Raw genomic sequence first — 19,073 nt, 5'->3', positions numbered from 1 at the left:
GGGAGACTTGTTCGTCAGAATGCGATGGGTTTGAGGCGCAACCCGGTGGTTTCCTCCAGTCCAAACATGAGATTCATGTTTTGGAGTGCCTGTCCTGATGCTCCTTTGAGCAGGTTGTCGATGCAGGCGGTGATGAGCAACTTGTTGCCGTGTTTCTCGGCATGAATGAGACACTTGTTCGTGTTGATGACCTGTTTCATGTCAATGGCACGGGTGACGTAGTGAGTGAAAGGCGCTTCAGAATAGAAGTCGGTGAAGAGCGTTTCAATTTCCTCGATGGGCGCGTCGCAGGTCAGCACTTCCGTGGCAAAGATTCCGCGGGGGAAGTCACCGCGATAGGGAATGAAGTCAATCTCTCCCGTGAAATTCGGCTGAAGTTGTCGGAGCGACTGTTTGATTTCCGGCACGTGCTGATGCGCAAACGGTTTGTAGATGCTCATGTTTCCCGTACGCCACGAAAAGTGGGTCGTTGCGGAAGGCTTCACGCCGGCGCCGGTGCTGCCCGTGATGGCATTCACGCTAACGTCGCCTTGAAGCAGTCCGGCTTCCGCCAGCGGCAACAGCCCGAGTTGAATGCAGGTGGCGAAGCAGCCGGGGTTGGCGATGTGTTGCGCGCCGCAAATCAAGTTGCGGTTCAACTCCGGCAAGCCATAGACATAGTCATTGTCCTCAGCGGCAAGGCGGAAGTCCTGGGCGAGGTCAATGATGCGGATGTCGGCGGGAATGTAGTGTTCGGAAAGGAATTGAGTGCTTTTGCCGTGACCAAAGCAGAAGAAGACCACATCCACGTCCTCAAAGGGGAGTTTGTCGGTGAAGCGCAGGTCAGTCTCTCCGTAGAGTCCTTCGTGGACATCGGTGAGCAGGTTGCCCGCGTTGCTTTCGCTGTTGACGAAAACGATTTCTGCTTCGGGGTGATTCAAGAGAAGGCGGCAGAGTTCGCCGGCAGTGTAGCCGGCGCCGCCGATGATTCCGATTCTAATCATATTTCTCAATAATTATGGAGCAGGAGAATCCGTGCGGCTTAGATTTCCTCCTCTTCGTGGTTGGCATAGAAGACGCGGAGCGGCGTGCTGAGCACCTTGATGAAGCCTTTGGCATCGTCGGCAGTCCAACCCTTCTGGGTCTCGCCATATTCTCCCAACTTTGACTTGACGAGGTCGTTCGGACTGTCAACGCCCACGGTGTGGAAACCGAGGGGACGGAGTTCAAGGATGACGGTGCCGCTGACGTGACGCTGGGAACTGGTCAGCATGGCTTCAATGTCGCGCATGACGGGTTCCATGTACTGACTCTCGTGGAGGAACATGCCATACCAGTTGGCGACTTGGTCTTTCCAGTATTGCTGCCACTTCGAGAGCGTATATTTTTCAAGGAAACGGTGTGCGCCGATGATGAGGGCGGGCGCTGCTGCTTCGAAGCCAACACGTCCTTTGATGCCGATGATGGTGTCTCCGACGTGCATGTCACGCCCGATGCCGTAGGCTGCCCCGATTTCTTCCACTTTGCAGATGGCTTTGATGGGGTCGTCGAAGCGTTCTCCGTTGACCGCCTTCAGTTCTCCCTTTTCAAAGGTCAGACGCATCTCTTCGGTACCGGACTTGGTGACTTGCTTGAGATAGGCGGATTCGGGCAGTCCCTGCGTGCTGTCGAGAATTTCGCCGCCGCAGATGCTGGTGCCCCAGATGCCGACGTTGTAGGAGTATTTCAACTTGGTGAAGTCGGCGAAGAAGCCATGGGCGTTGAGATAGTCCACCTCTTCTTTGCGGGAAAGATTGCTGTCGCGGGTGAGGGTGATGATTTCCATGTCGGGACACATGACGAGGAAAGTCATGTCAAAGCGCACTTGGTCGTTGCCCGCGCCGGTGGAGCCGTGGGCAATGGCACTGGCACCGATTTCCTTGGCGTAGCGGGCAATTGCCATGCCTTGGAAGATGCGTTCCGAACTGACGGAGATGGGATAGACGTTGTTGCGGAGCACGTTTCCGAAGACCATATACTTCAGACTCTTCTCGTAGTACTCCTGCGTTACGTCGAGGGTGACATATTTTGTGGCGCCGAGTTTGTAGGCATTTTCTTCGTTGGTTTTCAGTTGTTCTGCGCTGAAGCCTCCGGTGTTGGCGCAGGCGGCATATACTTCATAGCCCTTCTCGCGGGCGAGATACATCACGGTGTAGGAGGTGTCGAGTCCGCCACTGAAGGCGACGACTACTTTTTTCTTTTCCATAATCGGGAGGAAGGTTTTTAGGAGATTATAGTTTAGTTTGTCTCATTCGGGCTGTGTTTTGATGAAATCCAGTACGTCTTGCGGGATTTCGGCGGGCAGCGGGGTGTCGGGATGACGCTCCGGGTCAAAGAGCATGCCGGTGCAGACGCAATATTTTCTCCCGGTGCGGGCGAGCACGTCGCAGTTGATGCAGCAGGGATGTTCCGGCGTGCCGCATCCTTTCCAATATTCGTCATCCTGCGTCAACTCGGAGAAAGGCACGGGGACGTAACCCAGCGAGGTGTTGATTCTCATCACCGCTCCGCTGCTGGTCAGACCGAAGATTTTGGCTTTCGGCCAGCGCACACGACTCAGCGAGAACGCCAGTCGCTTGATGCGGGTGGCAAGGTGATGACCGCGGAACTTGGGCACGACGATGAGGCCGGAGTTGGCGACGTAGTGCTTGTTCTCCCAGCTCTCAATGTAGCAGAAGCCTGCGAACTCCTCGCCGTAGAGAGCGATGATGGCTTTGCGCTCCTTCATCTTTGTGGCAAGATATTCGTGGGTTCGGCTGGCGATGCCGCTGCCTCGAACCTTGGCAGCCTCGGTGATGGTGTGAAGTATGGTGTCCACGTACTTCTCGTGGGAGGGGTCTGCAACGATGACGCTGATTCCGTCGTTATATTCTTCCATGATAGTTTAGTTGTATATAATTATATATGTGTGTATTTTGTTTTCTTCTCTCAGAGTGCTACGCTTTTGATGGCGGGAATGACTGTTGCCATGTCGTCTGTGAATTCCTCGCGTGTCACGTTTTCAGCCAGGATGATGAGAATCGTGTCATCGCCGGCAATGGTTCCTGCCACGGAGGGAAGTTTATGGTTGTCGATGTCCGATGCAAGACCTCCGGCATAGCCCGGGCGGGTGTGTATGACGGCAAGGTTGCCCGAGAACACGATGGACTGAAATCCCGTGTTGCGAAGATACTGTGGCACGGTCTCTACGCTGACGGTGCGATGATAGTTCGGCGTTTCGGGGAGCACGTAACGATAGCCATCCGGCTTGAGGATTTTGATGGCTCTCAACTTGTTCAAATCTCGTGAGAGCGTGGCTTGAGTGACTTTCAAACCATTGCGCGCCAACTCTTCAAGGATGTAATCTTGTCTTCCGATGCCTTGACTGGAAAGGATGACGCGAAGCACTTCTAAACGCTTTTCTCGGCTGTTCATTGTTCGTTTCTTTGTTCAGGTGGCAAAGATAATGAATAAATGTATAAAATTGCATATTTATTCATCTTTCTTCCGCTTTTATTGAGAAATATACGGAAAGAAGCGCATATATGCGCGTTTTTATTCATTCTTTGCTGCCAAGGGCAGGCTTTTCCTTCACGCTTCTTTTTGCAATTTCATGCAAGCCCAGCCGTCAAGTTCACGAACATCCACGAGCGTCAGTCCGACTTCGCGAGCGCGGGATTCAAGTTGCGGAACGTCGGTGGTGTAGAAACCACTCATATATATATAAGCGTGCGGTTTCATCCTTTCCACGTAGGCGGGGAGGTCACGGAGGAGAATTCCAAGGTTGATGTTGGCAATGACAAGGTCGAAAGGTCCTTCATCGGGGAGCAGGGAAGCGTCGCCAAGTTTGACGTCAATCCCGTCGAGTCCGTTCAGCGCGACATTGTCCAAGGAATTCTTCAAGCACCATTCATCCACATCGATGGCGGTGCAATGCTTGGCGCCGCGCATTCGGGCGAGGATGGCGAGGATGCCTGTGCCGCAGCCCATGTCCAGCACCTCCAACCCTTTGATTTCGTCGTTCAGCAGGCGCGAAATCATCTGCGAGGTGGTCGCATGGTGACCCGTGCCGAATGACATCTGCGGGTTGATGAGAATCTTGTAGTCCGCCTCGGGCACGTCTTTGTGGAAGGTTCCCGAGATGACGCACCTGCCATCAACAACGAGCGGTTGAAAGTAGTTCTTTTCCCATTCCTCGTTCCAATCCTTGTTCTCGGCTTCCGCCATCGTGAAGTTGATTTCGACATCGGGCAGCGGAAAGTCGGCGAGTGCGGAGCGGAGCGCTTCGGGGTCGTAAGCCGCCTTCGGAATGTAGCATTTAAACTCGCTTGCTTCCTTGTTCACCTTCTCCCATTCCGGGTCCTCGGGATTGGCGGAGTGCTTGACGGCGGTGCGTTCCAAGTCTTCGGTGTGAACAAAACTGTCAAAGCCCACTTCTGCCAAGACGGCACTCAAGACATCGTCAATGGCTTCGTTGCAGGGCTTTGTCAAAAACGTGAATTCTAAATATTCCATGTGGGCAAAGTTACGGCAAAGCCTGCGCGGAGGAAAGAAAATCGTTGCTTTTCTGCCGTTTCCGCGTTCAAAAAGCCCCTATGTGCTGCTTTGGCTTCTCTTTTTGCAGACTATTAGTCTCGGTTTTTTGCATAATTTTCAATAAATAATACCTACCTTTGCAGAGAATTAGGACAAGTTTTGCGAAAAGCCTTCCTCTTTTGAGGGGGTCCACTCCTCCCTTGGGCGAGAGAATCCCTCTTTCGCGTGAACCTGATTCCATCCGGCGAGAAATAATTTTGATGAGAACACCATATTCTTCAGACGCAAATGAATCTATTAGGCTTTACTCCGCGCTTAGTCAGTGAACTGCGCAACTATTCCAAAGAGAAGTTTGCCGCCGACCTCATGGCAGGTTTGATTGTCGGCATCGTGGCGTTGCCTCTTGCCATCGCTTTTGGTATTGCTTCCGGCGTTTCGCCCTCTCAAGGCATCTTGACCGCCATCGTGGGCGGTTTTATTGTTTCCGCTCTCGGCGGCAGCCGCGTGCAAATCGGCGGACCGACCGGAGCGTTCATTGTCATCATCTACGGCATCGTCAGCAATCCCGCGCTCGGACTTTCGGGACTCATGATTGCAACCATGCTGGCGGGACTTTTCCTCATTCTCCTCGGTGCGTGCCGTTTGGGAACCATCATCAAGTTCATCCCATATCCCATCGTTGTGGGCTTCACGAGCGGTATCGCCGTCACCATCTTCACCACGCAAATCAAAGACCTCTTCGGACTGACCATCGAAGGCGGACTTCCCGGAGACTTCATTTCCAAGTGGGGCGTCTATTTGCAAAACTTTGCCAGCATCGACTGGGCGACCACGGCAGTCGGCGTGCTCAGTGTCTTGATTATCATCCTTACACCGAAGATTTCCAAGAAGATTCCCGGCTCGCTCGTTGCCATCATCGTGATGACTGTTGCTGTCTATTTCTTGAACTCCTACACGAAATTCCATGTGGACACCATCTACGACCAATTCGGCGAAATCAAAGCTGGCATTCCCGCACTGACCGTGCCCGACATCAGTTGGGAAAACGTGAAGAGTCTCTTCCCGACAGCCATGGTCATTGCCGTGCTCGGCGCCATTGAGAGCCTGCTCTCCGCTACCGTGGCAGACGGTGTCTGTGGCGACCACCACAACTCCAACCAAGAACTCATCGGACAAGGCGTAGCCAACCTTTGCACTCCGCTCTTCGGCGGCATCCCCTGCACCGGTGCCATTGCCCGCACGATGACCAACATCAACAACGGAGGACGCACACCCGTCGCCGGCATCGTTCACGCTTTCGTCTTGCTCGTCATCTTCCTTGTGCTCATGCCGCTTGCTGCCTACATTCCCATGTCTTGCCTTGCCGGCGTGCTGGTCATTGTTTCCTACAACATGAGCGGCTGGCGCACTTTCCTGCAACTGATGAAGAACCCCAAGAGTGACATCGCCGTGCTCTTCATCACGTTCCTGCTGACCGTCATCTTCGACCTGACCATCGCCATCGAAGTCGGACTGCTCATTGCCTGCCTCCTCTTCATGCGCCGCATGGCTGAGACCACTCAGATCAAGGTCATTGCTGACGAAATCGACCCGAACGAAGAAACAGACGCCGTGGTTCACGAAGAACATCTCGTCATCCCCGATGGCGTGGAGGTTTATGAAATCAACGGTCCCTACTTCTTCGGCATTGCCAATAAATTTGAAGAACTAATGGCTGCCATGAACGACCATCCGAAGGTTCGCATCATTCGTATGCGCCGCGTTCCCTTCATTGACAGCACAGGCATCCACAATCTTCAGAATCTTTGCGAAATTTCTCACCGTGAGGGCACTCACATCGTTCTTTCCGGCGTCACCCCCAACGTCTATGCCGTCTTGGAACACAACGGTTTCTGCCGTCTCCTCGGAAAAGACCACATTTGCCCGAACATCAACGTCGCGCTTGAGCGTGCAGCTGCCATCCTGAAGCGTCCGTGATGAACGAAAACCGGTCGATGCGCCGTGGTTCAACGAACCTCGAAGACGTAAAAACATATTTTCTTTGAAATAATTCTAATTCCGAACGCTCTTTGCAGCGTCGGACATTGTCTCACAAATCTCATTATTAAAAGATGGAATGGTTCCAAAACTTATTCACCGTGACTGACTCCGTGGCGCACGTCGTGTTGCTCTACTCGTTGGTCATTGCTGTCGGAGTCTGGCTCGGCAAGATTAAATTCGGCAGTGTTTCTTTAGGAGTCACTTTCGTGCTCTTTGCGGGCATTGTGGTCGGTCACATCTACAATGCTGCCGGCATTGCGGACGCTGATGGCGGTTTCGCCTGTCCTGCCAAGGTCCTCACGTTCATTCAAGACTTCGGACTGATTCTTTTTGTCTATTGCATCGGTCTTCAAGTCGGTCCCGGCTTCTTCCAGTCTTTCAAGAAGGAAGGCCTGCGCTTGAACCTCATCACCTTGGGCATCGTCGCACTCAACATCATCACCATGCTGGTGCTCTATTTCTTGGTATTTGATACCAATGACCCCACTTCGCTTCCCATGGCTGTCGGTGTGCTCTGCGGTGCCGTCACCAACACGCCCGGTCTTGGTGCGGCACAGGAAGCCATCGGCACGCTTGGCATCAACATGGGCAACATGAACATCGCTTCCGGCTATGCCTGTGCCTATCCTCTCGGTGTCATCGGCATCATTGGTGCGACCATCGCTGTGCGCTATCTCTGCCGCATCAAACTTGAAAAAGAAGAAGAAGAGATTCGCATGCGCCAAGAGGACAATCCTCACGCCAAGCCTCACCACATGACGCTCCGCGTGAAGAACCATGCGCTTGAAGGAAAGAACTTCGGACAGCTCAGCCAGTTCCTCGGACGTACCTTTGTCTGCACCCACTTCAAGCAGGGTGATGAAATCATCACGCCGAACAAGGACACTGAAATTCACTATGGCGACGAACTCATGACCGTCTGCGCTGAAGACGACGCTGAGGCAGTCCTCGCTTTCATTGGTGAAGAAGTGGAAGTCGATTGGAAAGCTGAACAGGCTCCCATCGTCTCCAAGCGCATCCTCGTCACCAAACCCGAGGTGAACGGAAAGACCTTTGGCAACATGCACTTCAGCTCTATCTACGGCGTGAACGTCACTCGAATCACACGTCAGGGCATGGACCTTTTCGCAGACCGTTCTTTGAGAATCCAAATTGGTGACCGACTCATGGTTGTGGGTCCTGAGGACTGTGTGAACCGTGCAGCGAGAGTCTTGGGCAACTCCATCAAACGCCTCGACCATCCCAACGTAGGTGCGATTTTCTTGGGCATTCTCGTCGGCATCGTCTTTGGTATGATTCCGTTCCAATTCCCCGGCATGGCAACTCCTTTGAAACTTGGCATCGCGGGTGGTCCGCTTGTCATTGCCATCCTTGCCGGTGCTTACGGCTATAAATTCCATCTCGTCACCTATACGACGACTTCCGCCAACCTCTTGCTTCGCGAAATCGGACTCATTCTCTTCCTTGCGTCTGTCGGAATCAAGGCGGGTGCCAACTTCTGGAATACAGTGGCACACGGCGACGGTCTGATGTACGTTTGGGTCGGCTTCCTCATCACGATTATTCCCCTGCTCATCATGGGCGTGGTGGCTCGTCTGCGCTTCAAGATGAACTACTTCACCCTCATGGGTGTCATTGCAGGTTCTACGACCGACCCTCCCGCACTGGGCTATGCCAACCAGACTGCCAACAATGATGCCGCGTCTGTCGGCTACTCCACAGTCTATCCTTTGGCAATGTTCCTCCGCATCCTCGTGGCGCAGGCGCTCATCCTCTTCCTCTGCGCTTCCGGCGCGGCGTAAGATACGCAATATAATATTATGACTGTCCGCTAAACTTTTCATGAGGCAAATGAAAAGTTTAGCGGACAGTCATAAAAAGTAATCACTTCTCTTTTGAACGCTCCTTATTCCGTAATATATAGGAAACCCCTTACATCTTCTTTTTCTCTTCTTTCGCCAACAATCGGAGGATGGCGCTTTTTTTGATGGCACGGCATGCAATGAGGAGGGCGCACACTCGCCATCCCGCGTCAAGCGGGCAGGGGATGAGGCAGACGAACAGTGCAAGAATGGTCCACATCAGTTGTGCTGCCTGGCGCGGCGTCACGTTCAGTTCGAGCCATTCGGAACAAATCGACGCAAAGACACCGGCGGCGCGTGTTTCTTGCAGCCATGCTGTGGGGCGCAGAAGAGAGAAGGTGCGTCGGGTGCAGTCCGAGAGAGGGGCGTGAGAAGAAAAAACTGAGGAGGGAGAAATCGTGAGTGAATTGTTCTTTGTCATGATGCAGCAGGGTTTGAAAGATGTTCAACAAATCTTTGGTGTGGGAAGCCTGAGTGCAATTTGTTTTCAGGTGTGTCCCTTGTTTCTGCTGCAAAAGAACGGTCAGTTTGTGACAGAGTGCGTCACAAGCCAAGTTTTTTTGTTAAAACTTCGGCTTTCTCTTGAAGATATTTGACAAAGTCGGGAGAATCGACGATTTCAATGTCGTCAATGAGTCCCATGACGAAGCGTCCGATGCCTTTGTAACTGCAAACTTCCGTGTCAAGTCTGACTTTTCCGTCTTTCAGAACGGTCATTTGTCGGTCGGCGTCAGGTGCTTCTTCGAGGAGCAGGCTTGAGGCAAGTGTGCCCATGATGAGTGTGACGGGCATTTTCTTGTCTCCGCTGAAGTGGAAGAGGTCGGTGAAGAAAGGCTGATGTTTGTCTTTGTGTGCCCAAAGCAGGTCAAGCAGTGCGACTTCCTGGCAGCGATTGAGTTTGAAGGTTTTGTTTTCTCCGGAAGAGAGTTCGTAGCATCGAACCTCATTGTTTTCGTGCAGAAAAACATAGGGTTCGACAATTCGGTCGGAGATTACTCCGCTGGAGTGAGAGGCATAGCCTTTGAGGATGGCGACGCGTTCTTCTCGGATGGCTTGGTAGATGGTGCTGATTCTGCCTGCGAGGAGTTTGTCCACGCCGTGTCTTGCGATGACTTCGGTGTCGTAGAGGTTAGCGAATTTTGCTCGGAGGTCTCTGATTTGTGGTGAGTTGCTGTAGATGGAGTTCAGCACCTGGCTGATGGTGACAGCCTCTGCTTCGTTGAATTGCAACCCGTCGGTGAGTTCGCGAAGATAGGGTGATTTAGCATCGATGTGATAGCGGGTTCCTTCTTTGATGATGATGAAGCCCATCGCCTTCAGCGCGTCCAAATAGCGATAGATGGAGCGTCGGTTCATTCCGATTCGCTGGCTCACTTCTTCAATGGTTAGGCGGCGATTTTGTGTCAGTTCAATGAGCAACCTCAGTTGCTTGGCAAATTTCTCAAGTTCCATTTTTAATGTGTAAGAATGCTATGTATGCTTCAAGTTTCCGCGGCGAAAGTACGACTTTATTTGCAAACGGAGCGACTAAGGGGTGTTAGATTTGATAAAAAGGTATAAAAAGAGGGCTTTATCATCGTCTTTTAGTCATGAAAAGGCTTAGAATACTTACTTTCGCCGCACAATCATGAGTAGTATTTTAAAAAATATCCTTTTCGCCATCTTGTCCACGCTCGCTGCTTTGGGACTGATGTGGTGGGTTTACCGAGGGTTCGACTTCGGGGGGCTCGTTTCGTTTTTCACTCATCGCACGAACTATCTTTGGATGAGTCTTGCCGCCCTGTTCGGCGTCTGTGCCAACGTGCTCCGTTCGCTGCGTTGGCGGGAGTTGCTTCGCGGTGCCGGCATTCAAATCAGTGTACGACGCAGTGTGGAGCTGATTTTCATTTCATATCTTGTCAACAGTCTCACTCCTCGGCTCGGTGAACTCACTCGCTCGTTGCTCGTGCGGCGCGGTGACCCTGAGGTGACGACTAAGGCGCTCGGCACGGTTGTGGTGGAAAAACTTGTCGATGTGGCTTGTTTGGTCGTAGTGGCAGGCATTGCCGTCATGCTCCGCTGGAAAGCCACCGTGGGTTTGGTGGACAAAGTTGGCGAGGGACTGCAGTGGGTCGTGCCGAGTTATAGTTTCTACATCATCGTTGGTGGTTTCGTTTGCCTGCTCATCGGCATCTCACTCCCCTTGTGGCACCATGTGCGTCGTTTTTTTCGTAATCTTTGGCTCGGCATTTCCGCACTTTCTCGTTTGGAAAGCCCGCTGACCTTCGTCTCGCTGAGCGCCGCCATTTGGACTTTCAATTTCTTACAGATGTTTGTGCTTGTGCCCTGCTTCCCCGGTCTGGAAGACATCAGCACCGCCGATTTCATTCACGTCTTCGCCGCTGCGAGCATTGGCATGCTTCTTCCCACACCCGCCGGAGCCGGTCCCTGGCATTTTGCCATAGTCAAAACGCTCACGCTCAGTTATGGCGTGGAGAAAGCCGTGGCGCAGTCTTTTGCCTTCATCAGCCACGGCATCAAAACCCTTCTTGTCATATTCCTCGGACTCATCGGTTGCTTTGGCTACAATCAGTCTCTCATCTCTCGTGTGCGGCAACGAAAATAAAGTCGCAGTGTGCCTCACTTCAGAACATATATTCTTATGAAACGCATCCTTTTTCTCCTTTTCTTTTCTCTTTTGCTGACCACTCCGCTTTGTGCCCAGAGTTTCAAGACGCTTTGGAAACGAGTTGAGACTTCCATGTCGCAGGATTTGCCCGAAACTGCCCGGGAGCAGGTGAAAACCATACGTGCCAAGGCATTGACGGAGCAAAACTTCGCTCAGTTGCTGCGTGCTTCGCTCATTGAAGGGCTGCTCTGTGACGAAATCTCTCCGGACTCTTTTTCCGTTTGGCAAAAGGCGATGGAGGAGGCGTTGAAGAATGAAACACGCCCCGTGGAACGTGCGTTGTGGCACGCAGCCCTTGGTCTCACCGGCTCCTCCCATTTGAGTTTTATGCCCACCGACACGATGAGTGAAAACCGCTCCGCCGCCCATTTGACTGCCGCCCTCGAAAGTGCTGCCGCCCTCGCTGCCACACCCTACACCGACCATCTCCCTCTTTTCGTCAAAGGCAAGGACAGCCGTTTCTTTGGCAACGACCTACTGCATATCGTCTTCCGAGGCGCACAAGAAGCCAACGTTTGGGACGCGAAGGAATCGATGCGCCATCGTTCGCAGGTGATTCAAATCTATCGTCGGCTTCATCGCACCGATGCTGTCGTTCTGCTTTCGCTTGACAGCATTGCCGAAGTCGGACGCGGTGAGAGTGTGGTTGGAAAATTGGAGGACGACGCCCGCTTCCGCGCTTTGGAAAACCTTTTGGAAGCGTATGAAACGACCGAGGTTTCCGCGAAAATCGTGGCGGCGATGACAGCACTCCGCTCCTCCTATGCTGAAAACGCACCCGCTGCCGCCCACAACGACAGCCTGCTTTTGGAGCGCGCTCGCCGTATTCTCAAAAAAGGGAAGAACCACCCCGGAGCTGCAGAGGTGAGCAATTTTCTTCTCATCATGCAGAACCCCGTTGTCCATTTGGTGCGCTTTCCTCAGGTCCTGCGCCCCGACAGCGTGGTGACGTTCGGATTGAAGGGAAGGAACCTTTGTGAGTTGGAATTGAGATGGATTCCGCTTTTCGATAACGAGGTGGACTATCAGAACAATCGTTGTCCACTTTCTGATGTCGCCGCCGCCCGCCGAAAAGGCGCCGCGGTGCATCGCGTCTCCCTTGCTTCCGTGCCTTCCCATCGTTTGACGTCAGTGGAAACCACCGTTCGGACACCCCAACGTCCCGGCGTCTATTCCCTTGAAATCTCCGGCGATGGGGAGAGCCTCCTTCGCGAGGTGGTTCACGTCACCCGCCTTCACCCACTCCTCTTCTCCTTCGGCAAGGAAGGCAACCGTGTCAGCGTTTTGGACAGCCACACCGGTCAGCCCCTGCGCGATTTCCGCCTCACCGCCTACTTGGCTGACGAGAATGGCATGCTTCGTCAGAGTCGCAGCCTCGTCTCCGGCGGGAAGCCCGAAGTGTTCATTGAGCCGCTGAGTGGTCGGATTCAGGAACAATGGTTTGCGTCTGTCGAAGGCGATGCCGCCGCTTTTGCTTTGCCCTCGCCGAATCAGCGAGGCTATGTCAGCCGTCAGCAAGAGACTTCCACCACCTCGCTGAGTCTGCTCGCCGACCGTGGCATCTATCGTCCCGGTCAGCAGGTCTTTGTCAGTGGAGTACTCTTCACCCGGCATGGCGACGATTTCAAAGTCGAGCGTCACGTGCCCATTCGTCTTCGTCTGCTCGACGTGAATCGCAAAGCGGTCGATTCCCTGTCTGTTTCCTCCGACACGCTGGGCACTTTTTCCGCTCGCTTCCGTCTTCCTGCCGAGACGCTGCCCGGCATGTTCATCATTGAAGCTCGCGCCGCAAGTGTTCGCCAGAGTTTAGGGGTTCACGTGGAAGAATACAAACGTCCCATTTTCACCGTCACCACACATGCCGTCACGGATGCCTACGAACCCGGTGACACTGTTCGCATCTCCGGTGAGGCTCGCACGTTCACGGGCGTTCCCCTCTTGGATGCCCGTGTGCAGTTTGAAGTTCGTCGCATCAACTGGTGGCGCAGCAGCGATGAAGCATCCGTTCAGCGCGGCGAGGTCTTCACTGATGAGCAAGGGCGATTTTTTATTCCCGTCGCCACGAAAGCCGCCGAGAACGATTCTCGCGTTCCCTATCCGGAAAGAGGAAGTTGGCTTGTCACCTATTCCGTCACCGCTGAATCCGGTGAGACCGTGCAGGGCTCCTGCTCGCTGCCGTTGAATCAAAACGCAGAACAACTTTCTTTTTCGCTGCCCGACGTGCTCTGCCGCTCCGAGTTGCGCCCGCTGACGGTGAATCGTTTGAACGCTGCCGGAACGGGACGTGCCACGGCTGCCACCTACGTCATTCAGCCAGAGGGATCCGAAAACAAAATCTTGGAAGCACACTTCACGACCGGCGAACCGTTCTCGACGGAGAAGTGGAAGCGACTTCTGCCTGACCGCTATTGGCTCGTGGTGCGCACTGATGACGGTTTGCTTTGCGACACCGCCACCTTCTGTTTCTTTGGCGAAAACGACGTGCGCCCCGCAGACCGCCGCCGTTCTCTCTTCTTCCATGAGGGCAGCATGAACGGCAAGAAAACCGTTTGGGTCGGCTCGCCTGAGCGCGACGCCTGCCTCATCTTTGACTTGCTCGTCGGCGATGAGATTTTGGAACACCGTCTGATTGCCTTGAACGACAGTCTTGTTCGTTTTTCTTTGCCTTGGAAGAAGGAATATGGAGAAGGTGCAAAGGCTGTGTTTGCCTTGCTCCGCGCAGACACGCTTCACACACGAATCGTCGGCATCCCGCGCCCTGAACCCGACAAGGTCTTGAAACTCCGTTGGTCTTCCTTCCGTTCCCGCCTCACCCCCGGCAGTCAGGAATGCTGGACTCTTCGCGTGGAGGACAGCCGCGGCGCAGTCCCCGGCGTGGCGGTGATGGCACGCATGACCGACGCCTCGTTGGAGCAACTCGCCCATGCGCCGTGGCGTCTGAACCATCTGAATTTCGTGCGCCGCCTTCCTTTCTCCAGTTGGAATGACCAAAGGTGGATGTATCAAGGACTGAGAAACAGCCTTGGCGACAAATCTTGTCGTCTCCTCCCCGTTGCCGACCTTCAGTTCGCCAAATGGGACGAGCGTCTCTTTGAGAGCGGTCTGTTCGAAAAAGCAGGATATAATAATTATAGGTATTATCTATTAGGCGCAAAACCAAGGACCGTGGTCAAAACCTTGGCAAACGCGGAAACCGGAGACAGGGTTTTCTCTTCCCTCAATCGTGATGCTCCGGAGGGAAGTGTGATGAACGATGCCGTCCCGGCGGCAGCAGAGGCAACAGCCACCAGTTCCAAAGTAAAAGGAGAAACCCTCGCTGACAACTTTGAAAGCACCGGTGCCGGCACGAATCCCCAAGCCCTCGCTGCTCTCCGAAAAGACTTTGCGGAGACCGCCTTCTTCCTCCCTGCGTTGCGAACCAACGAGCAGGGCGAAACTGAAATCCGCTTCTCTCTGCCTGAGTCCGTCACCTCTTGGAACGTTTCGGCGCTCGCTTTCTCTTCTCAAATGGACTATGGCAAACTGGACACGACCGTTGTTGCTCGCAAAGAGTTCATGGTTGAACCTTCTCTTCCCCGCTTCGTTCGCAAAGGCGACCGCTGCACCGTGCCCGTCAGGGTGACCAACCTCACGAAATCGTCGTTGCAACCCGTCGTCACCTTCTTGCTCACCGACGCCGCCACGGGAAAAACCGTGGCTCAGCACGTTCGGAAACTGACAGTGCAGCCCGGACTCACTTCGGTCGTGAACTTCTCGGTTCCCTCCGAACTCACAGCCGAGGTGATTGGTTGTCGCGTGGTGGGCGAGAGCCAAGGTTTCAGCGATGGCGAAGAACATCTCCTTCCCGTTTTGTCTGATGAGGCACTCGTCGAACGAAGCCTCTCCCTCACGCTTGACAAAGAGGGAGTCACAAAGGTTCGCATCGACACGTTGCTTTCCTCTCCCGCTGCGCGCCACCGCAGCCTCACCCTTGAACTGACCACTCATCCCGCATGGGCAGCGGTGGCTGCCTTGCCTTCGCTCACCGAGACGGACGGTTGCTTGAGTGCGGTGGAATGGGCGTCACGCTACTATGCCCTTGCCTTGGGACTTGAAACTCTGCGCCGTTGCCCGGCGATTCAGAAAGTCGTGACTGCCAAGAGTGAAGAAGTGGAGGTGTGGGAGAAACTGCGAACGGAGGGATTCCGCGAACTTAATCCTTGGCTGACACAGGCAGAGCGTGCTGCTGCCCAGACCCGCGGACTGAAGAACCTGTTCAACGAACCGCTGACAGACGCTCGCAAAGCAACGGCTCTCGCCAAACTGCAAAACTACCGGAATGCAGACGGAGGCTTCAGCTGGTATCCGGGCATGCCTTCTTCACCTCATATCACCTCAGAAATAGCCCTTCTCCTCTCCCGCGTGGTTTGTCTGACCGAACAGCGTGACGGAGTTCACCTGCTTCATCAGGTTTTGGACCATCTGCAAAGCGTTGTGAAAGAAAGTCAGGAGCGCGTCAAGGCGGGAACGTATCTTTCTGATGCAGTGGCGTTGCGCTATCTTCGAGCCTGCACGCTGAGCGGAAGGAAATTTGAACGTGCTGAAAAGAAACTGTTGGCAGACCTGACCGAGCGCGGGGCGAAACTTCCGATGTGGGAGAAGTCGGTGCTCGCCGGTGTGCTGCAGAGTGTGGGCAAGAAGGACGAAGCATTGCTACTCGGGAAGAGCATTTTGGAACACACGGTCGTGCGCTCCGACTTGGGACGCTATTTTGACACGGCTCGGGCGGCGCGCTCCGAAAAGTCCTACTGTCTTTTCACGCAGTGTGCCGCCATCGATGCCCTGCAAAGCCTTGGCTTCGAGAAGGAAAGCGAGGAGATGCGCCGCTGGCTCCTGCAAGCCAAGCGCGCACAAATGTGGGAGACTTCGGCTGTCACCGCCGATGCCATTTTCACGCTGCTTGCCGTTCCCGTCGAAGTCAAAGATTCAGTTTCGCGTCCGACGCTTTCTCTGCCCGAACCGTCAGACACTCCGCTTCTCTTCACCCTTTCACAGGGCAAGAAAATATGGGCTTTCAATGCTCCCTCTCAAACCGATACACCGAACAGCATGGGGCATTTCAAAGAAACCTTCCACGGAGAAGTGGCGCAAAAGGCTTCGGAATTGAAGATTGACAAGCGCACACCCGGCGTTTCCTTTGCTTCGCTGACGGTGTCGGCTGTGATGCCGGCTTCTCAAGTGCAGAATCAGGGCAACGAACTCTCTCTCGGTCGTCGCGTGGAAGTGAAGCGCGACGGGCAGTGGCAGCCCCTCAGCCACGCAGAAGTGAGGGTGGGGGACAGACTTCGCATGGTCTATGTCTTGAAAGCTGCTCGCGATTTAGACTTTGTCAGTCTGAAGAGTTCGCGTCCCGCCTGCTTGCAGCCGGTGCGTTCGCTCTCCGGTCACGTTTGGGAAGGTGGGCTTGACACCTATCGAGCCGTGCAGGATGCTTCCACCCTCTATTTCATCTCGTCGCTGCCCAAGGGCGAGCACGTCTTCACCGAGGAACTTTTTGTGGACCGCAGCGGAGTCTATTCCTCCGGCATCGCCACCCTCTCCGGCGTCTTCGCTCCCGAGTTCAGTGCCACCGCCGCTTCGTTCGAACTGACGGTGAAGGAAGCAAAGTAGGGGGCGGAAAAGTCCAAAATCTCGTCTCATTTTTTGGATTTTGGTTTATTTTTCGGAAAAAGCGGGTCGTCCCGTCACATCTTACCCTTACCTTTACCGGCGAATCAAAGTTCACGCAAAGAGAATTCCTTAAATCATAAATGAAGAGCATGATGAAGCGCAATTTACAGCATACGAGGGAGGATATTTCTCGGTTCGTTTTTTCTCTTCGTCGTCTTCTTCTTGTGATGACGGCTTGGTTGAGTGGCTCGCACGCAGTGCTGCGGACGACCCTGTTTTTGTGGTTGTGTCGTTTGCCGTTTCTTGTGCTCTATTTTCCCGGTAGTTTTGCTTTCCCGGATACGGAGGGAAGCGTGCAGCACTATTTTGGCTACGCTGACTTGACCACCGTGCTTTGTGGCGCCGACCCGGCTCATCCGTTGGACAATCATCATCCCATCCTCTACACCTTCCTCTACGGCGGCACGATTGAGTTTGGCAATGCACTCGGCAGTCAGAATGCAGCAGTTTTCCTGTTCCTTTTGTTGCAGTCGTTGCTTCACTCCTGGCTGCTGGCACTTGCCATTGATTGGTTGCGCCGGCATCGCGGAACAAAAGGGTGGCTGACGGCAGTCTATGCACTTTGTCCCTTTTTCGGAATGTGGACAACGCTTTGGCTCAAAGACAGTTTCTATGCGCTTTGCACCACGGCACTGATGGTTTGCCTTCTGCACTGGACTTCTCGAATTTCTCGCGAGGGGGACGCTCGCGGCGTGTCGGTGAAGATGTGGCTTGTCACGGTGGCAGTGATGCTGCTTTTCATGGCGTCAAAGAATCAGTGTATATATATTATCCTCTTGACGCTATGTGTTCTTCCCTTCCTCTTCGGCAGGCGTTCGGCACGTCTCTGGGTGTGTGGGGCAGTGGCGACGTTGCTCTTCGCGCTCTTTTTGCACCTTCTTCCGACGTGGGGCGTTGCTCCTTCGGGCAGGCAGGAAAAGTTGGGTGTTCTTTTTCAGCAGACGGCACGCTATGTGCACGACCACCCCGAAGAGGTGACAGATGCTGAGCGCAAAGCCATTGATGCCGTGCTTCCTTTTGACAGTCTCGCCACTGCCTATCAGCCTGCCTTGCAGGATCCGGTCAAGTTCATGTATCGTCGTAATTGCACGGCGGAGCAGCGTAATGCCTACTATGCCGTCTGGTGGGAAATGGCGAAAAAGCATCCTTCTGCCTATGTGGCTGCGGTGTGGGATTGCTGTGATGCTTATTTCCATCCTTCCGGTCGCTATCCTCTTTTTTTCGTTGCCCACAGTTGGTCGCCCGATGTGCCGAATCTTTTTCATTTGCAAGCCGCTTTCCCGAATGCGCCTTGCGGCATGGCTGCATTCGCATCGCTCCCGCTTGTCGGTTGGATGGCAGACATGGGTTTCTATGTTCTTTTGTTCCTTTCCTTTTTCTTTTGGGCGTTATGGAAGCGCGACCGCGCGGCATTGTTGGTGGCGCAGCCTTGCTTGTGGGCAGTGGCGGTGTTGTGGGTGGCTCCCGCCAACGGAGAGTTCCGCTATGTGCTTCCCATTCTTTGGAATCTTCCGCTCCTTGCTGCCCTCATTTTCTCAAAACCCACTTGCGCCCCGTCATCGTCATAACACCGTCATAACACCGTCATAACACCGTCATGAAACCATCGTGCGCGGTGCGTAAGCGCCGCGACTGTCAAACGTTTGTCAAATGCCCGTCTTGTAGGTGTCATATGGCTGTCCGCTAACACGCTTTTCCGCGAGTGGTTTTTGAAACATGAATGAGACAATGAATGAATCAAATCATGCGCATTAATGTTCCAAAAGCCATTCATGAGCATTCATGGAGAGGAAAAGTTCAATGGAGAACAAAGAAATAGCGAAGAGAATTTTGGTTCAGCCAAACTTCCACCGGACAGCATTCGTTGTTTTGGAAAACACCTTGACGTCGCACTATACGTAAATTAAAGGGGAAAGAAAAAAACTCTGCAAACTATACACAAACCCTACATTTTGCTCTTTATTCCTTTGATTCTAAGCGTGTTGCGAAGTGTATAGTTTGTGCTCCAAACTATACACAAACTATACATTAACTATACATTGAGGCGTTCAAAACCCTACACAAAACGGAGCGCAAGCCCTACACAAAACGGAGCGCAAGCCCTACACAAAACGGAGCGCAAACCCTACACAAAACGGAGCGCAAACCCTACATTGCAACGGAGCGCAGTTTTACTTAGGGGAAGGGAAAGAAAAACTATGGGAAGGCTAAGAAAAACTATGGGAAGGCTAAGAAAAACTATGGGAAGGCTAAGAAAAATT

12 protein-coding genes are annotated in these 19,073 nt (G+C 53.5%); 5 read left to right on the top strand and 7 right to left on the bottom strand.

Annotated elements, in window-relative coordinates:
* Nucleotides 1–14 precede the first annotated feature (14 nt).
* The 5 genes from argC to prmA all read right to left on the bottom strand — a co-directional run bounded on the left by argC (nucleotide 15) and on the right by prmA (nucleotide 4,512).
* On the bottom strand, nucleotides 15–983 hold the full coding sequence (gene argC, locus I6E40_RS04995; protein WP_235385804.1) for an N-acetyl-gamma-glutamyl-phosphate reductase: 969 nt from the start codon (nucleotides 981–983) through the stop codon (nucleotides 15–17).
* A gap of 38 nt (nucleotides 984–1,021) precedes the next feature.
* The gene (locus I6E40_RS04990) at nucleotides 1,022–2,224 is read right to left on the bottom strand and encodes an argininosuccinate synthase (RefSeq protein WP_235385803.1); all 1,203 of its coding nucleotides are present in this window, start codon (nucleotides 2,222–2,224) and stop codon (nucleotides 1,022–1,024) included.
* 42 nt (nucleotides 2,225–2,266) lie between these two features.
* A complete protein-coding gene (locus tag I6E40_RS04985) occupies nucleotides 2,267–2,896 on the bottom strand; it encodes a GNAT family N-acetyltransferase (RefSeq protein WP_235385802.1) in 630 nt (209 codons plus the stop codon).
* 50 nt (nucleotides 2,897–2,946) lie between these two features.
* Nucleotides 2,947–3,432: an arginine repressor gene (locus I6E40_RS04980; protein WP_235385801.1), complete on the bottom strand. Its 486-nt coding sequence runs from the start codon at nucleotides 3,430–3,432 to the stop codon at nucleotides 2,947–2,949.
* Between the two features lie 156 nt (nucleotides 3,433–3,588).
* A complete protein-coding gene (gene prmA, locus I6E40_RS04975; RefSeq protein WP_235385800.1) occupies nucleotides 3,589–4,512 on the bottom strand; it encodes a 50S ribosomal protein L11 methyltransferase in 924 nt (307 codons plus the stop codon).
* Between the two features lie 309 nt (nucleotides 4,513–4,821).
* On the opposite strand from prmA, the gene I6E40_RS04970 reads away from it, so the two are divergent.
* Both I6E40_RS04970 and I6E40_RS04965 read left to right on the top strand, forming a co-directional pair.
* Nucleotides 4,822–6,510: a SulP family inorganic anion transporter gene (locus I6E40_RS04970; protein ID WP_235385799.1), complete on the top strand. Its 1,689-nt coding sequence runs from the start codon at nucleotides 4,822–4,824 to the stop codon at nucleotides 6,508–6,510.
* 134 nt (nucleotides 6,511–6,644) lie between these two features.
* Nucleotides 6,645–8,375, top strand: coding sequence for a putative transporter (locus tag I6E40_RS04965; protein ID WP_235385798.1), 1,731 nt, complete (start codon nucleotides 6,645–6,647; stop codon nucleotides 8,373–8,375).
* Nucleotides 8,376–8,505: 130 nt separating this feature from the next.
* On the opposite strand, the gene I6E40_RS04960 is transcribed toward I6E40_RS04965, so the two are convergent.
* On the bottom strand, nucleotides 8,506–8,856 hold the full coding sequence (locus tag I6E40_RS04960) for a hypothetical protein (RefSeq protein WP_235385797.1): 351 nt from the start codon (nucleotides 8,854–8,856) through the stop codon (nucleotides 8,506–8,508).
* Nucleotides 8,857–8,978: 122 nt separating this feature from the next.
* Complete coding sequence (locus I6E40_RS04955; RefSeq protein WP_235385796.1) at nucleotides 8,979–9,887, bottom strand: helix-turn-helix transcriptional regulator; 909 nt, start codon at nucleotides 9,885–9,887, stop codon at nucleotides 8,979–8,981.
* A 175-nt stretch (nucleotides 9,888–10,062) separates the two neighbouring features.
* Here I6E40_RS04955 and I6E40_RS04950 point away from each other — a divergent pair, with 175 nt between their 5' ends.
* From I6E40_RS04950 to I6E40_RS04940, 3 genes are all read left to right on the top strand, one after another.
* Nucleotides 10,063–11,040: a lysylphosphatidylglycerol synthase transmembrane domain-containing protein gene (locus tag I6E40_RS04950; protein ID WP_235385795.1), complete on the top strand. Its 978-nt coding sequence runs from the start codon at nucleotides 10,063–10,065 to the stop codon at nucleotides 11,038–11,040.
* Nucleotides 11,041–11,076: 36 nt separating this feature from the next.
* Nucleotides 11,077–16,752: an alpha-2-macroglobulin family protein gene (locus I6E40_RS04945; protein WP_235385794.1), complete on the top strand. Its 5,676-nt coding sequence runs from the start codon at nucleotides 11,077–11,079 to the stop codon at nucleotides 16,750–16,752.
* A gap of 353 nt (nucleotides 16,753–17,105) precedes the next feature.
* The gene (locus I6E40_RS04940) at nucleotides 17,106–18,380 is read left to right on the top strand and encodes a DUF6020 family protein (RefSeq protein ID WP_235385793.1); all 1,275 of its coding nucleotides are present in this window, start codon (nucleotides 17,106–17,108) and stop codon (nucleotides 18,378–18,380) included.
* Nucleotides 18,381–19,073 lie beyond the last annotated feature (693 nt).

This window comes from Prevotellamassilia timonensis (assembly GCF_021531665.1).
Taxonomy (GTDB): domain Bacteria; phylum Bacteroidota; class Bacteroidia; order Bacteroidales; family Bacteroidaceae; genus Alloprevotella.
This window is presented reverse-complemented; position numbering and strand designations above follow the sequence as displayed.

Coding starts and splice junctions, on each gene's coding strand:
- argC (WP_235385804.1), bottom strand. CDS start 983: ATGATTAGAATCGGAATCATCGGCGGCGCCGGCTACACTGCCGGCGAA.
- I6E40_RS04990 (WP_235385803.1), bottom strand. CDS start 2,224: ATGGAAAAGAAAAAAGTAGTCGTCGCCTTCAGTGGCGGACTCGACACC.
- I6E40_RS04985 (WP_235385802.1), bottom strand. CDS start 2,896: ATGGAAGAATATAACGACGGAATCAGCGTCATCGTTGCAGACCCCTCC.
- I6E40_RS04980 (WP_235385801.1), bottom strand. CDS start 3,432: ATGAACAGCCGAGAAAAGCGTTTAGAAGTGCTTCGCGTCATCCTTTCC.
- prmA (WP_235385800.1), bottom strand. CDS start 4,512: ATGGAATATTTAGAATTCACGTTTTTGACAAAGCCCTGCAACGAAGCC.
- I6E40_RS04970 (WP_235385799.1), top strand. CDS start 4,822: ATGAATCTATTAGGCTTTACTCCGCGCTTAGTCAGTGAACTGCGCAAC.
- I6E40_RS04965 (WP_235385798.1), top strand. CDS start 6,645: ATGGAATGGTTCCAAAACTTATTCACCGTGACTGACTCCGTGGCGCAC.
- I6E40_RS04960 (WP_235385797.1), bottom strand. CDS start 8,856: ATGACAAAGAACAATTCACTCACGATTTCTCCCTCCTCAGTTTTTTCT.
- I6E40_RS04955 (WP_235385796.1), bottom strand. CDS start 9,887: ATGGAACTTGAGAAATTTGCCAAGCAACTGAGGTTGCTCATTGAACTG.
- I6E40_RS04950 (WP_235385795.1), top strand. CDS start 10,063: ATGAGTAGTATTTTAAAAAATATCCTTTTCGCCATCTTGTCCACGCTC.
- I6E40_RS04945 (WP_235385794.1), top strand. CDS start 11,077: ATGAAACGCATCCTTTTTCTCCTTTTCTTTTCTCTTTTGCTGACCACT.